Annotated in this window: 10 protein-coding genes; 6 read left to right on the top strand and 4 right to left on the bottom strand. The window is 64.9% G+C overall.

Annotated features, from left to right (window positions below; all coding sequences use genetic code 11):
• Positions 1 to 48: 48 nt before the first annotated feature.
• The 4 genes from NKH43_RS14455 to NKH43_RS14440 all read left to right on the top strand — a co-directional run bounded on the left by NKH43_RS14455 (position 49) and on the right by NKH43_RS14440 (position 8,487).
• Positions 49 to 2,256, top strand: a complete 2,208-nt coding sequence (locus tag NKH43_RS14455) for a hypothetical protein (RefSeq protein WP_502895966.1) — start codon at positions 49 to 51, stop codon at positions 2,254 to 2,256.
• Between the two features lie 10 nt (positions 2,257 to 2,266).
• Positions 2,267 to 6,016 carry a DUF7929 domain-containing protein gene (locus tag NKH43_RS14450; protein WP_352858744.1) on the top strand — a complete coding sequence of 1,250 codons (3,750 nt, stop codon included), beginning with the start codon at positions 2,267 to 2,269 and terminating at the stop codon, positions 6,014 to 6,016.
• A 230-nt stretch (positions 6,017 to 6,246) separates the two neighbouring features.
• Positions 6,247 to 6,924, top strand: coding sequence for a ribulose-phosphate 3-epimerase (gene rpe, locus NKH43_RS14445; RefSeq protein WP_023718915.1), 678 nt, complete (start codon positions 6,247 to 6,249; stop codon positions 6,922 to 6,924).
• Between the two features lie 39 nt (positions 6,925 to 6,963).
• Positions 6,964 to 8,487, top strand: coding sequence for a malonate--CoA ligase (locus tag NKH43_RS14440; RefSeq protein WP_352549622.1), 1,524 nt, complete (start codon positions 6,964 to 6,966; stop codon positions 8,485 to 8,487).
• Between the two features lie 2 nt (positions 8,488 to 8,489).
• Here the strand turns inward: NKH43_RS14440 and nagA are convergent, their stop codons facing one another.
• Genes nagA through NKH43_RS14420 form a run of 4 tightly spaced genes read right to left on the bottom strand, consistent with a single transcriptional unit; the run spans position 8,490 to position 12,347 of the window.
• Positions 8,490 to 9,662, bottom strand: a complete 1,173-nt coding sequence (gene nagA, locus NKH43_RS14435) for an N-acetylglucosamine-6-phosphate deacetylase (protein ID WP_023718916.1) — start codon at positions 9,660 to 9,662, stop codon at positions 8,490 to 8,492.
• The gene (locus tag NKH43_RS14430; RefSeq protein ID WP_352495468.1) at positions 9,659 to 10,690 is read right to left on the bottom strand and encodes an SIS domain-containing protein; all 1,032 of its coding nucleotides are present in this window, start codon (positions 10,688 to 10,690) and stop codon (positions 9,659 to 9,661) included. Before NKH43_RS14430 ends, nagA begins: the two co-directional genes overlap by 4 nt.
• A complete protein-coding gene (locus tag NKH43_RS14425; protein ID WP_023718918.1) occupies positions 10,687 to 11,469 on the bottom strand; it encodes a GntR family transcriptional regulator in 783 nt (260 codons plus the stop codon). Before NKH43_RS14425 ends, NKH43_RS14430 begins: the two co-directional genes overlap by 4 nt.
• Entirely contained in the window at positions 11,466 to 12,347 is an 882-nt protein-coding gene (locus tag NKH43_RS14420) for a glucosamine kinase nucleotide-binding domain-containing protein (RefSeq protein ID WP_023718919.1), read from the bottom strand. The genes NKH43_RS14425 and NKH43_RS14420 overlap by 4 nt, the downstream gene beginning before the upstream one ends.
• A gap of 199 nt (positions 12,348 to 12,546) precedes the next feature.
• Between NKH43_RS14420 and NKH43_RS14415 the strand changes: the two genes are divergently transcribed.
• Together NKH43_RS14415 and NKH43_RS14410 are read left to right on the top strand one after the other, a co-directional pair.
• A complete protein-coding gene (locus NKH43_RS14415) occupies positions 12,547 to 13,506 on the top strand; it encodes an N-acetylmuramic acid 6-phosphate etherase (protein WP_352858742.1) in 960 nt (319 codons plus the stop codon).
• A gap of 2 nt (positions 13,507 to 13,508) precedes the next feature.
• Positions 13,509 to 14,768, top strand: a complete 1,260-nt coding sequence (locus NKH43_RS14410) for an ABC transporter substrate-binding protein (protein WP_352858740.1) — start codon at positions 13,509 to 13,511, stop codon at positions 14,766 to 14,768.
• Positions 14,769 to 14,959 lie beyond the last annotated feature (191 nt).

Below are 14,959 nucleotides of genomic sequence, written 5' to 3'. Positions count from 1 at the left end.
GACTGACGCTCAGGTGCCGCGTGGTGCGGCCCCGGAAAGGAAAGCCCCATGACCACAGATCCAGAGGCTCGATGGTCTCCGGGAACAGCAGGAACTCAGCGCGACAGTCGCCTTCGGGACCGGGTCGATGCGCTGGGCTTTCCGCTGGTTCCGTTGACCCTGCGCGGACGCCGGCGTATCATGACGGTGAGGAAAGCAGACAATTCGATCAGGGATGAACGTGCCGGAACGCCGCGCCTTGCCCTGATTTGCGCGCCGAGACCGGATGTTTCTCCCATGACCTGTGGGGGGAGATCCATGTCTTGCGACCATGGCGCGTCCGTGCGCTCTCGTGCCGGCCATTTGCGCCGCGCAATCCAGGCTGCCAGCGGATTATCGGCCTTGGCACTCGCCGCTGGGCTCTGGCTCGGCGGCTCGGCACAGGCCCAGGAAACCCAGATCATCTATCCCGGCTCGATGGCAGTGACCGGATTCTCTGGCACCATCATCCCCAATTTCGAGGAAGGCCTGCCGCCGGGCGTCGATCCGGTCGACGAGACCTTCATCGACACGGCGCGCGCAACCTTGCGCGTCTTCGACGTTTCAAGGCTGGGCGGGCCGGCGTCTGGCCAATTGGTCTTCACCCCGCCACCCTTCGAGGTCACGGCCGAGCAAATCGGCCAGGTGTTCGGCATCACTTATGACGACGGCGTGCGCGACGGCGTTCCCTCGGCCATTCCAAACCTCTATGCCGGCGCCACCTCGCTGCACGGCATCCGCATCGTCACACCAGACGGCGACGCCGACGGCCGGCCGGAGCGGCAGCGCCGCGGCACGGCTGACGCGGTCTTCATGGACGGCCAGTTCGGCACCGAAAACGGCGGCGGCCCCGGAACGATCTGGAAGATCGATGGCATCACCGGCGCCGTCTCGAAATTCGCCGATATCGACGCCAATAGCGGTCCCGGCATCGGCGACGTCACTTTCGACAATATCCACCGCCAGTTCTTCGCCAGCGATCTCGACACCGGCCTTATCCACCGCATCGACGCCAATGGCGCGCTAGTCGACACGTTCGACCACGGCGTCGCCGGCCGCCCGGCGCACGGGCTGCCCCCAGTCGCCGACGACGGCTCGGTGATGGACATCCAGGGTGCTGCCTTCGACAGCGAGGACCCCGATAGCTGGGGCTACACACAGGACGAGCGCCGCGTCTGGTCGGTCGCCTATCGTGGCGGCCGGCTCTATTACTCGGTCGGGGAAAAGGCGGAGATCTGGTCGGTGGGCATTGCCGGCGACGGCAGCTTCGGCGACCCGCGCTGGGAGCTGACCGTCAAGGCCGACAAGGATTACGCGGTCACCGACATCGCCTTTGACAACAAGGGCTTCATGTATCTGGCTCAGCGCGGCCCGGTGGAAAACCGCTACGACTACAGCCAGTTCGCCGATTCCGGCAAGGGTGAGGTCATCCGCTACTGGCGCGAAAATCCGGACGATCCGGCAACGGAATCGGTCTGGGTGGAAGTGCCGCAGGAATATGCGGTCGGCTTCCCGCAAGACAACCGGCAGTCGGCCGGCGGCCTCGACCTGCAATATGGCTACGATTCCGAAGGCAATCTCGATACCGGCATCTGCACCGACACGCTGGTCGATACCGGCGACAAGTTGCGCGACAACCCGGCGCTCGCCGAACAGCTCGCAGCCGGGGGGCCGCTTGCCGTGCACGGCGTGCAGATCACGCCGACGGCGCTGGTCAGGCCGGCCAACGTGCCGCCTTTCGGCTCGTGGTTCGTCGATTTCGACACTTATTTCGAAGACCCGGAAGTGGAAGGCCATGTCGGCGACGTCGAGGTCTGGCGCCCCTGCGAAGGCCGTGCCGGCTATTACGAGCAGGTGCCGGGCGGCTATCTGCCACCGTTCTATCCGCCGGACTTCCCGCCCCCCGGCAATCTGCCTCCTTGCCTTGATGTCGAGGACGTCGAGTATTTCTGCACCCCCTCCGGCCTCGAGGCCGATCTCTATCTTCATGACCATACCGGCTTCGGCGGCGATTCGATCAAGGCTCTGTCCAGGACGCCTGGCGTCGGGGTGACTTCGCCCCTGTCGCATGCGCCCGGCGCGCCATTCACGATAGGTATCACCGGCCATTATCCTGGCGACAGGGTCGATGTCGGGCTCTGCTTCTACAGGCAGTCCGACCGCGACAAGGGTGGCTACTACCCTTGCTGCAAGATGACCTTGCCGCTCAGAACCCCAGCCGTCAGCTGCGAACCGTGAGGAGGGGAAGATGAGCAATCTTGCACAGTCCCCGCTTGCGACGAGCAGCCAATCAACCGGCAAACAATCAATCGTCATGGAGACCGTCATGAAACCCCTGTCACTCGCCAGGCGGAGCGCGCGCTGGCTGATGGCGGCCGGTATCGCGGTCGCCATGCTGAGCCCGCTGCAAGGCTTCGCTGAAGACCTTGCTCCGGCCAAGGCCAAGCCTGCCGATGCAGGCACTGTCATTCCAGATCCCAAGCTCGATTTCGACAATCCTCGCATCGTCAACCCGGAGCCGGGCCGGATCGTGCCCTTCTTCACCAAGAAAGGCGGCCAGAGAGGCTGCGACTATGTCGTATACTCGCTGAGCTTTGGCTTGCGCGGCAATCCGCAGGGTTTTGCCGGCCCGGGCCTCGCGGCCATGCTGAAAAAGGTCAGGCTCGACTTCAGGGACCAACTCCCGCACGGCCTGCGGATTGTCGGCGTGCATGTGACCGGCGACGGCACCGACGCATCCGGCGGACCGCTGCCCGGCGCTGCGATCAGCAGTTCGGCTGGCCCGGACGATACGGCGACGGTGTCCGATTTCCGGATTTCCGCCAGCGACCTCGACGGCATCGGCGCTGCGAACGAGCGCGCCATCACCTTCCAGATCACCGCCAAGATCGACCATGCGGCGTTTCCGTCGCCGGCAATCGTCGATAACCAGGGGCTGATCAAGGTGAGCCGCGGCGACCGCGGTGCTGGCGTCGAAATTCCGTCGCAGGACCCGGGCAAGCCGGACGACGGCAACTATCTCACGGGTGCAAAGACGTCGATCAAGATCGACGTCACCGAGTGCAACCCACCGCCTCCACCTCCTGGCAATCGTGAATGCTTCAAGGTGGAGCGAGGCACGGTCGATTGCGTGCCCGGCGGCGGCGCCTTCATCTACCATATGCCGGTCGGCCCAGAGATGGCTGGCAAATGGGTGCAGCTTTCGACGACGACACCCGGCATCACAATCATTCCCGACACCCAATTGGTGCCGGCCGGCGGCGGTGTGCTCAACTGGAAGATCGTCGGTGCTTCACCCGGCGACGTTATCCACATCATCGTCACCGGTATCGAAACCTATGCCGGCCCGAAGGAGGGCTGGGGCCTGTGCTGCACGCAGACCGTCGACATCGTCATCCCGCGTGATCAGCGCTGCCCGCCGAAGGACAAGGAACCGGATCTGAAAGTCGAAAAGCGCGCCGACGTGCAACGTTGCACGATGGGCGGCTGCGACTTCACCATCAGGGTCACCAATGTCGGCGATGCGCCCTACCACGGCAAGATCGTGCTCGACGAAGTCACCCTGCCGGCCGGCTCCACCCTCGGTTCAGGGCCGAACCCGCCCTGGGTCTGCGCGCCTGGAATCACCCCGACGATTTGCACCCATCCGGTGACCACGCTCAATCCGGGTGCCTCTGTCGACCTCAAGCTCGGCTTCAAGCCGGCCGCAGGCTGGCAAGGCAGCGTTTTGCGCAACTGCGCCACCTACAATTACGGCGCCAGCGGCAAGCCGCTTTTCGGCAGCCAGCTAAACGACCGCGGCTGTGCGTCGATCCCGGTCTGCCGCCGTGGCGATCGTGACCGCGACTGCCGGCCACCGGTGGAGAAGAAGGTCGACCTGATCCTGAAGAAGCGCGCCCGCACCGAATTCTGTTCGGCCGATGGCGTCTGCACCTTCGTGATCGACATCATCAACAATGGCAGCGTCCCCTACAATGGGCCGCTGACGGTCGTCGATAGCTATCCGGGCGGCGCGCCGGCATCCTCGACCTTCGGCCCGACGCCGCCATGGACGTGCGGACCGAACGGTTCCGGCAAGTTCCGCTGCGACAATCCCGGCATCGCGCTTATGCCGGGCGCCTCGACGCCGATCTTCGTCAGGGCGGTGATGCCGGCCAACTTCCGGCCCGATAGTGTCGAGAACTGCGCCGAGGTGAAGGCCATTCCCGGTGAGAACGACATCACCAACAACAGGGCCTGCGCCAAGGAACGCATCCGTCATCCGAATGGCGGGCAGCCGGCCATGCGCATCACCAAGGTGTGCAATGGCTCGCTGGCCGGTGCTGCGGTCGTTTCCTGCCGCATTACCGTCATCAGCCTCGGCGCCACAGCCCCGACCGGTCCGTTGCGGGTCAACGATGCCGCGACGCTGATAGCCGGCGGAGCGCCGGTCCAGATCCAGAGCGTCACCCCAGACGGCGCGGAATGGGCTTGCGGACCGGTTCCGGCCAATGCGCTGTCGTGCCAGATTCCCGGCGCCGTTATGACGCCTGGAACCAGCCGCCATTTCGACGTGACGGTTGCCGCGAACGGCGAATTCGAGAACTGCGCACGCGGCTCCTACGGCCCGGCTCCGGGAGACGATATCGTCTATCCGATCGGCCAGGCCTGCGCCAAGGGCGGCGGCGCCTCGACCATCCGCGTCGAGAAGACTGGCGACGCCGAGTGCAAGCCCGGCCAGCCCTGCTCGTTCAAGATCACCATCACGAACGATGGGACGAGCGCCTTCTCCGGTCCGGTTCGCATCGGCGATGCGATCGGCGTCGAAGGCCTCGGCCGGCTGGAAGGCGTTGCGATCACCTCGATCGATCCGCCCTTCGGCTGCTCGCAGGAGCCGGCAACCTTGCCTCTGTCCTGCATCGCCCAACTGACGCTCGGCGCCGGGGAAAGCCATGTGCACAATGTGACCGTGATCATTCCCGACGATGGCCGTCTGACCAATCTGCAGGGCACTGTCAACGGCCAGAACTGCGTCGGCGTGCTGTCTCCGAAGACGCCGGTGCAAGGCGGTGGCGACGTGTTGTCTCGTGGTGCCGCCAATGTGCAGGGCGATCGAGGCAAGGCCTATGCCTGCCATCCCTTTATCATCACGCATGAGGTGAAGAAGGAATGCTCGCAAGGCTTCGTCATGAACGACGCCGGCAACTGCGTCTGCCCGCCAGGCACGACCTTCCGTAACGGCCAATGCTCGTCCGGCGGAGGCACGGTCATCGTGCCGAAGCCAAAACCTTGCGTCCTGCTCAAAGGCCAGATCCGTACCGATGACGGACGCTGCGTCTGCCCGCGCGGGACCGAGCTGGAGAACGGCGCTTGCGTGGGCAACAAGCCGCAGCCCGAGCAATGCATCATTCGGGGTCAGATCCACAACGCCGCTGGCGATTGCGTCTGCCCGAGAGGTACGGAAGTCAGGGGCAATGCCTGCCGGCCAATCCAGCCAAAGCCCGAACAGTGCACCATTCGGGGCCAGATCCATAACGCCGCTGGCGATTGCATCTGCCCGAGGGGCACGGAAGTCAGGGGCAATGCCTGCCGGCCAATTCGGCCGCAGCCCAAGCAGTGCACGATCCGTGGTCAGATCCACGACGCCAACGGCGATTGCGTCTGCCCCCGGGGCACGGAACTGCAGGGCAATGCCTGCAGGCGCAAGAAGCCGGTTGTGGTGGAGTGCCCGATACCTGGCCAGATCCACAACAAGCGCGGCGCCTGCGTCTGTCCGCGTGGGACAGAGCTGCGCGACGGCGCCTGCCGCAAACCACGGCTGGAATGCGCACCGGGCGCGCGGCCGATCAATGGCCAGTGCCAGCCGATCATCAAGCGGCGCTGCCCTATCGGAACGGTCGGACGATATCCGGACTGCGTCCCGGTCCGCAGGAAATCGACGCTTGAGCCGAACCTGCTGCTGAATCCGAATGTTCCTCAGCAGGTCGTGCCAAGGCGCAAGCCGCAGCCGGAGCAATAGGATACGGCGCGGGAAATCCAGAACTTCAAACAGTGACCGTACTCGTCACCCAATACCCGCCGGAGCGATCCGGCGGGGTTTTTCTTCAGCGGGCAGATGAGAAGGCAGCGCAAACCTGAAGCCGCTGCATCGGCGGAAGGACAAACCGGCTTCCACTTTCCGGACTCATGGTCTAGGCAGTCGATACAGACAGAGGGTCCGCAAACCGGGGCGTACGGGAAGGCCGCATCATGAGCAAAAAAACCCTGATCGCGCCATCGGTGCTTGCTTCCGATTTCTCGAAGCTCGGCGACGAGGTCGAGGCGGTGACGGCCGCCGGCGCCGACTGGATCCACCTCGACGTCATGGACGGGCATTTCGTCCCGAACATCACGTTTGGGCCACCGGTGATCAAGGCGATCCGCAACCGCACCGAGGCGTTTTTCGACTGCCATCTGATGATCGCGCCGGCCGACCCCTATCTGGCCGCCTTCGCCGAGGCCGGCTGCGACGGCATCACGGTGCACGCCGAAGCCGGGCCACATCTCGACCGCTCGCTGCAGACGATCAAAAACCTTGGCAAGAAGGCCGGCGTGTCACTCAACCCGGCGACACCGGAAACGATGATCGAATACGTGCTCGACCGGCTTGATCTGGTCCTGATCATGACGGTCAATCCGGGGTTCGGCGGCCAGGCTTTCATTCCAGCGATCGTCGACAAGGTGAAGCGGGTGAAGGCGCTGATCGGCAACCGGCCGATCCGGATCGAGATCGACGGCGGCATTTCGCCTGAAACTGCGCCCCTTGTCACCGCGGCCGGCGCCAGCGTGCTGGTCGCCGGCGCGGCTATCTTCAAGGGCGGCAGCGTCGACGCCTACCGGGCAAACATCGAGGCAATCAGGGCAGCGGCGGACAAGGCGGCCGGCTGACCGCTGCCGTCCGGCCGGACCAGCCGCTCGGGGGGAAATATGAGCAACCATCTGTTCGATGCTTTCCGTGCCCGGATGCCCGCGCCCGAACGCCTTTTGATGGAGACAGAGGATGGGCGCTCGATCAGCTATGGCGAGACGCTGGCGCGCTCCGCTCAACTGGCGCATGCGCTGTCGCAGCTGGGCGTCGAAGCCGGCGACCGCGTCGCCGTTCAGGTCGAGAAGAGCCCGGAGGCCATTTTCCTTTATCTCGCCTGCCTGCGTGCCGGCGCGATCTTCCTGCCGCTCAATACCGCCTATACGCTGACCGAGCTCGACTATTTCTTCAGGGATGCCGAGCCGCGACTGGTCGTCTGCGACCCGGCGCGAGCGGGCGAGATCGGCGCTTTGGCGCAGACCTCGGGCGCTGCGGTCGCGACACTCGGCAGCAAGGGCGAGGGTTCGTTGACTGATCGAGCCTCTGAGGCGGCCGTGGACTTCCACGATGTGGCGCGCGGACCGGACGACCTTGCCGCGATCCTCTACACGTCCGGCACCACCGGCCGTTCGAAAGGCGCCATGCTCAGCCACGAAAACCTCGCCTCGAATGCGCGGGTGCTGGTCGACCTCTGGCGCTTCACTGCCGCAGACGTGCTGATTCACGCGCTGCCGGTTTTCCACACGCATGGCCTTTTCGTCGCCACCAATGTCGTCCTGATGGCCGGCGCCTCGATGCTGTTCGAAACCAAATTCGACCCGACCCGCATCGTCTCGCTACTGCCGCGCGCCACCGCGCTGATGGGCGTGCCGACCTTCTACGTCCGCCTGCTGCAGCAGGACGGTTTGAACCGGCAAGCGGCGAAAAACATCCGGGTGTTCATTTCCGGCTCGGCACCGCTTTTGGCCGAGACGCACAGAGCGTGGCGCGAGCGCACCGGCCACGCCATCCTCGAGCGCTACGGCATGACCGAGACCAACATGAACACGTCGAACCCGTACGAGGGCGAGCGGCGTGCCGGCACGGTCGGCTTCCCTTTGCCCGGCGTCTGCCTGCGCATCTCCGATCCCGATGGCGGCGAAACACTTGCCCGGGGCGAGGTCGGCATGATCGAGGTCAAGGGCCCGAACGTCTTTTGCGGCTACTGGCGCATGCCGGAAAAGACCAGGGCGGAATTCCGCGACGACGGCTACTTCATCACCGGCGATCTCGGGCTGATCGATGCCGACGGCTATGTCCACATCGTCGGCCGCGGCAAGGACCTGATCATTTCCGGCGGCTACAATATCTACCCGAAGGAAGTGGAGAGCGAGATCGACGCTCTTGCCGGTGTTGCCGAAAGCGCTGTCATCGGCGTTGTCCATCCGGATTTCGGCGAGGGTGTCACGGCGATCGTGGTGAGGGCGCCGGGCTCGACGATCAGCGCCGCCGCGATCATCGAGGCCATCGCTGGGCACCTCGCCAGGTACAAGCATCCGAAACAGGTGATCTTCGTCGACGAACTGCCGCGCAACACGATGGGCAAGGTGCAGAAGAACCTGCTGCGCGAAGCCTACAAAGACCTCTATACGTCCAAAGCCGGCTAACCCTAACAAGCAGGGCTGGCTGCAAAAACCCTGGCGCCGTCGATCCAGACGCTTTTCATGTCCAGATCGTCCGACAACGAAACGATGTTGGCGGCGGTTCCCCTGGCGAAGCGCCCGAGCCGGTGCGACTGGCCGATCGCCTGCGCCGGATAGAGCGAGGCCATGCGCAAGGCTTCGTCGAGGTCGAGACCGACCACGCGATGCACGAAGCGCACCGCGGAAATCATGTCGAGATCCGCGCCCGCCAGCGTGCCGTCGGCAAGTGTCAGCCTGCCATCCTTGCGGTGGATGGTGCGACCGTTCAGCGTGAACGAGGTCATGTCGGTGCCGATCGTCGCCATGGCGTCGGTGACGAGCAGGATCTTGCCCGGCCCCTGCTTGGCGCGCAAGGCGATGGCCATGGTGGCCGGATCGACATGGATACCGTCGGCGATGATGCCGGCATAGAATGTGCCGGTATCGATTGCCGCGCCCGCCAGCCCCGGCTCGCGATTGCCGATCTGGCTCATCGCGTTGAAAAGATGGGTGACCACCGTTGCGCCGGCCTCGGAAAAGGTGCGGGCCGTGGCATAGTCGGTATCGGAATGGCCGATGCTGACGATGACGCCGGCATTGCTGAGCGCCGATACCTGGTCGGGCTCGACGGATTCGGGCGCCACCGTAGTCAGCAGCACCGGCAGGTTTTTCCGCGTCGCGATCAGCATCGCCTGGTCGGGATCTAGCATCGGCCGGATCAAGGCCGGGTCATGTGCGCCCTTGCGGGCGATCGACAGATGCGGGCCTTCGAGATGCAGGCCTAGGAAGCCCGGCACCTTCCGTTGTGCGGCCTCTGCTCCGGCGGCAACCGCCGCGGCGGTGATCTCGGACGTGTCGGTGATCAGCGTCGGCAATAGCGCCGTCGTGCCGAAGGGCGCGTGCGCCCGGCAGATGGTCTCGATCGAGGGGACGTCGGGATGGTCGTTGAGCATGACGCCGCCACCGCCATTGACCTGCAAATCCACGAAACCCGGAACCAGCATACCGCCGCCGGTCTCGATAGGCGCAACACCGGATGGGACGGCGCCGGCGGCAACGATGGCCTCGACGAGGCCGTCGCGCACGACAAGCGCCGCATTGTCGTGCCAGTCATCGCCATCGAATATCCGGGCGCCGGTCAGCGCAAAGCGATCGCTCATAGCGTTTCCGTCACCTTGCGCAGATTGGGCGGCGTGTCTGGGTCGAGGCCGCGATGGCGGGCAAAAGCCTCGACGAAACCATAGAACGACACGATCAGTGTCAGCGGGTCGGTCAGCGGATGACCGGTGGCGACATGCGGCAGAGGCTGCGCCTTCTTTGCCTTGTCCGAAGTCACAAAGACAGCGGCGCCCTTGCCGGCCAGGCTGTCGGCGGCCTCGGCGACGGATGGTTCGGACGCATCGCGGGCAGCCAGCGCCAGCACTGGGAAGCCGGGACCGACTAGCGCCAGCGGGCCGTGCATGACTTCGGCGGCACTATAGGCTTCCGCATGCATGGCGCAGGTTTCCTTGAATTTCAGCGCCGCCTCGTTGGCGATCGCCGCCGACGGGCCCCGGCCAAGGATGAACAGCGAGTTCGGCGTCTCGAGTGCCCCGGCCAGCGCCATCCAGTCGCAAGCGATCGCCTTCCGAAAATGCTCCGGCAAGCGGGCAAGTGCTGCCAGAAGTTTGTCGTCGCCGGTGCAATGCGCCATCAGAGCGAGCCCTGCGACCGCCGAATTGACGAAGGTCTTCGTCGCTGCGACGCTGCGCTCCGGTCCGGCAAGGATGTCGATCGCGTAGTCCGAAGCCCGCGCGAGCGGCGAATCGGCGGTGTTGGTGATGGCGACGGTCAGCGAACCGCCGGCCCGCGCCGCTCGCGCCATCGCAACGATGTCCGGGCTCTTGCCCGACTGCGAGATCGCCAGGCAGGCCGAGCCGCCCAGCTTCAGCTTGGCGCCATAGATCGAGGCGATCGACGGGCCGACCGATGCGACCGCCAGCCCGGCGGTCAGCTCCACGGCATATTTCATGAAGGTCGCGGCATGGTCGGACGAGCCGCGCGCCACTGTGACGATGAAATTCGGATCGCGCTCGCGAATGCCGCGCCCGGCTTCCGTCAGCACCGCGGCCGAGCCGTCGAGCAGGCGGGCGGTGGCCTCGGGGATCTCCTCGATCTCGCGCCGCATATGGGTCATTGTTGCGGTCATGGCCTGCCCTCTTCGCCCGGCCCGCTCAGCCGGAGTTCGGCGACAAAATCATAAGCGTCGCCCCTGTAGATGGAGCGGGTGAACTCGATCACCTTGCCGCTCGCCAGATAGGAGATACGCTCGATGTGCAGGCCGGCAATGCCCGGCGGCACTTCCAGCAGATGCGCGTCGCCATCGCCGAGATTGGTGGCGGAAATGCGCTGCACCGCCCGCACCGGCCTGTTGCCGGTCTTTTCCAGCGCCGCGTAGAGCGACGAACCGATCGCCGCCGGATCGGGCAGCACGCTTGTCGATAGTGAGGCGCGCTCGATCGCCAGCGGCGTGTCGTTGGCAATGCGCAGGCGCGCGACGCGCGCCACCAATTCGTTCGACGCCAGGCCGAGCACCATCATCTCGTCGGGCGATGGCGGATAGAGGCCGCGGTCGAGCCAGGCCGAACGCACCGCCATGCCGCGCCGTGCCATGTCCTCGGTAAACGAGGTCAGCATCGACAGGGACTGCTCGACGCGCTCCATGCGCGGCGCAACGAAGGTGCCGGAACCATGACGCTGGACGAGGATGCCGCCCTTGACCAGGTCCTGCACCGCCTTGCGCACGGTGACGCGCGAAATATCGGCCTTGCTGGCGATGTCGCGCTCGGAAGGCAGCGCATCGCCCGGTCCGATCAGCCCGCGTTTGACGGCGTCCTCGATGCTTTTCCTCAGCTGCAGATAGAGTGGCGCGCCACTCTGCGACGATTGTCTCAGCGCCGCGAAAATCTGGTCGGCGGCGTCGCTCATCGCGCCGCCTCCGCCGCCTTCGTAAAAATCCGAACCGCCATCTGAACCGCGCCGCCCAGCGCGTCGTCGAGCGGCGGCTTCAGCAGCGCCCGGTAGCGCGCCGACAGGCGCGGCGCGTAAAGCGGCGCCAGGCCGCCGAGCAGGCAAAGCGGATCGTCGCCACCAAGGTCGAGCACGCCAAGTGCTGCCTCGACATCGGCCACCGCCTTGTCGAGGATCCAGATAGCGACGACGTCGCCTTTTTCGGCATGTTCGAACACCTTGGGTGCGAAGCCGCCGAAATCGCCGGGCTTGGCATTGGTGGTGAATTCGACCACATCCTCGGGATTGTTGCGGAAGATGGCGAGCATGGCCTGCGTCAGTGGCGATCCTTCGCGGATGCCGTCATAGGCGAGCAGCGTCTGCTCGAGCAGGTCGCGGCCGATGCGGGCGCCGCTGCCCTGGTCGCCGACCTGGAACCCCCAGCCGCCGATGGCACGCGATCGGCCGTTCTTGCGCGCCATATAGGCGGTGCCGGTGCCGAGTATGGCCATGGCGCCGTCACCAGAGCCGACCGCGCCTTCCAGCGCGATCTCGGCGTCGGTCTCGACACGGCTGATGCGGAACGGCAAGATCGCTTCGAGCTGCTGCCTGTAGGTGCCGACATTGGCGCCGGCTAGGCCGAGAATGGCCGGAGTTTGCGGGATCAGTCCGGGATCTCTGCCCGCGGCGACAAAGGCCTGCTGCGCCGCGTCGACGATGTTGGCCCTGGCGCCGGTGAGATCGGTTCGGATGTTGGCGGCGCCGCTTTTGGCGCGGCCGAGGACGCTGCCATCGGCCGTCGCAAGGGCCGCCCTGCAGCTGGTGCCGCCGCCATCGATGCCGAGCACGAATTTCACGCGATTTCTCCTCCAGACGGATAATACCAATAAAATACCAATAGCCAAGGATTAATTTCCGTTTCAAAAAAGTTAAGGCGTAGTTTGTTGGAAAATCAGCTGATTTCGTCCGCAAGCCTGCGCCACCGCAAGGATTTGATTAATGCGTGTGGACAAGTGGTATTTTTTTGGTATGGTTTTCTCGATTGGAGGAAAGCGGATGGCCGAAACGCGCACCGAAGCGCTTCACCACAATGCCGAGGGACTGGATATCCAGGCCCCGGAAGCCGTCCTTTCCTCTTTGGCCAACGCGCAGATCGAGGCCGCCAAGGCCGTTCACGGCGCCATTCCTGCCATTGCCGCGGCAGCCGAAATCATCGCAAGCAGACTGAAAAGCGGCGGCAAGCTCGCCTATGCGGCCGCCGGCAGCTCGGGCCTGATGGCATTGGCCGATGCGCTGGAGCTGCCGGGCACTTTCGGCATCCAGCGCGACCGTATCGCCATCCTGATTGCCGGCGGCGACGAGGCCTTCAAGACACTGGCCGGCGGACCGGAAGACGACACCGACGAAGCTTCGGCTGCGGTCGCCGGGGCCGGCATCGGCGAGGGCGATTGCCTGATCGCCGTCTCGGCCAGCGGCTCGACACCCTATGCTGTCAGGGCGATCGAGGAGGCCGGGCGCCGCGGTGCGGCCACCATTGCCATCGCCAACAACAGGGATACGCCGCTGCTGCGGCTGGCCGACATCGCCATTCTGCTCGAAACACCGCCGGAGCTGATTGCCGGCTCGACGCGCATGGGTGCCGGCACCGCCCAGAAAATCGCACTCAACATGCTGTCGACGCTGGCAGCCATCCATCTCGGCCATGTCCATGATGGCTACATGGTCAACCTCACGGCCGACAACATCAAGCTGCGCGACCGCGCCGCGCGCATCGTCGCCGCCGTCAGCGGGCGCGACAAGGACGAGGCGGGCCGCCTGCTCGAAAAGAGCGGCGGCGTCGTCAAGACCGCCATTCTGCTCGCCGCCGGCGCCGCCAGCGCCGATGTGGCCGAGAAGATACTGGAAGGGACCGGCCACAAGCTGCGGCCAGCCCTTTCCGCGATCGAGGGGAGCAAGGGGCGCAATGCCTCTGTTCTCATCAAAACCGAACCTGAAAAAGGTCAACAGGGAGACTGAGCATGACAACGAAGCTACTGACGGCACTTCTTCTCGGCACCAGCATTCTCGGCACCGCCGGGGTGGCTTATGCCGACGACGTAACGCTCAACATCGAAAGCTGGCGCGGCGACGACCTTGCCATCTGGAAGGACAAGCTGATCCCGGCTTTCGAGGCCAAGAACCCCAGCATCAAGGTGGTATTCGCGCCGTCGGCGCCGACCGAATATGACGCCGCCCTCGGCGCCAAGCTCGCCGCCGGCTCGGCCGGCGACCTGATCACCTGCCGCCCGTTCGACAAATCGCTGGAACTCTTCAAGAAGGGCAATCTCGCCGATATCTCGACGCTGCCCGGCATGGAGAACTTCTCCGATGTTGCCAAGGCCGCCTGGCAGACCGACGACGGCAAGTCGAGCTTCTGCGTGCCGATGGCCTCGGTCATCCATGGCTTCATCTACAACAAGGACGCCTTCGACAAGCTCGGCATCAAGGTGCCGACGACCAATGAGGAGTTCTACGCCGCGCTCGACAAGATCAAGGCCGACGGCACCTACATCCCGATGGCGATGGGCACCAAGGATCTCTGGGAAGCCGCGACCATGGGCTACCAGAACATCGGCCCGAATTACTGGAAGGGCGAGGAAGGCCGCCTGGCGCTGATCAAGGGCGAGCAGAAGCTGACCGATCCGCAGTGGGTCGAGCCCTACAAGGAACTGGCCAAGTGGAAGGACTATCTCGGCGACGGCTTCGAGGCGCAGACCTATCCGGACAGCCAGAACCTGTTCACGCTCGGCCGCGCCGCCATCTACCCGGCCGGCTCGTGGGAAATTGGCCTGTTCAACACGCAGGCGCAATTCAAGATGGGCGCCTTCCCGCCGCCGGTGCAGAAGGCCGGCGACACCTGCTACATCTCCGACCACACCGATATCGGCATGGGCCTCAATGCGGCCTCGAAGAACGCGGATGCGGCCAAGACCTTCCTGTCCTGGGTGGCCTCGCCGGATTTCGCTACCATCTACGCCAACGCGCTGCCCGGCTTCTTCAGCCTGAACAACACGCCGGTGAAGATGGAAGACCCGCTGGCCCAGGAATTCGTCTCCTGGCGCGGCAAGTGCAAGTCGACGATTCGCTCGACCTACCAGATCCTGTCGCGCGGCACGCCGAACCTCGAAAACGAGACGTGGGTTGAATCGGCCAACGTCATCAACGGCACCGACACGCCGGAAGCTGCCGCCAAGAAGCTGCAGGACGGCCTCGACAGCTGGTACAAGCCGGCGAAGTAAGGCGTGGCGAAGCGATATCTCCCCCCTCGAAGGGGAGATGTCGCCAAAGGCGACAGAGGGGGTCGTCGAGGCAGGCCGCGGCTTGATCGTTGCTGGAAAGCACGGTCGAACGATGATGGCGCGCTGCCTCGGCCGACCCCACCCGCCTCGCTTCGCGAGGCACCCTCCCCTCGAGGGGAGGGAGGCGCCGT

The organism is Mesorhizobium sp. M1163 (genome assembly GCF_040318415.1).
Taxonomy (GTDB): domain Bacteria; phylum Pseudomonadota; class Alphaproteobacteria; order Rhizobiales; family Rhizobiaceae; genus Mesorhizobium.
The sequence above is the reverse complement of the archived record's forward strand: the minus strand, read 5'-3'. Positions and strand labels throughout refer to the sequence as shown.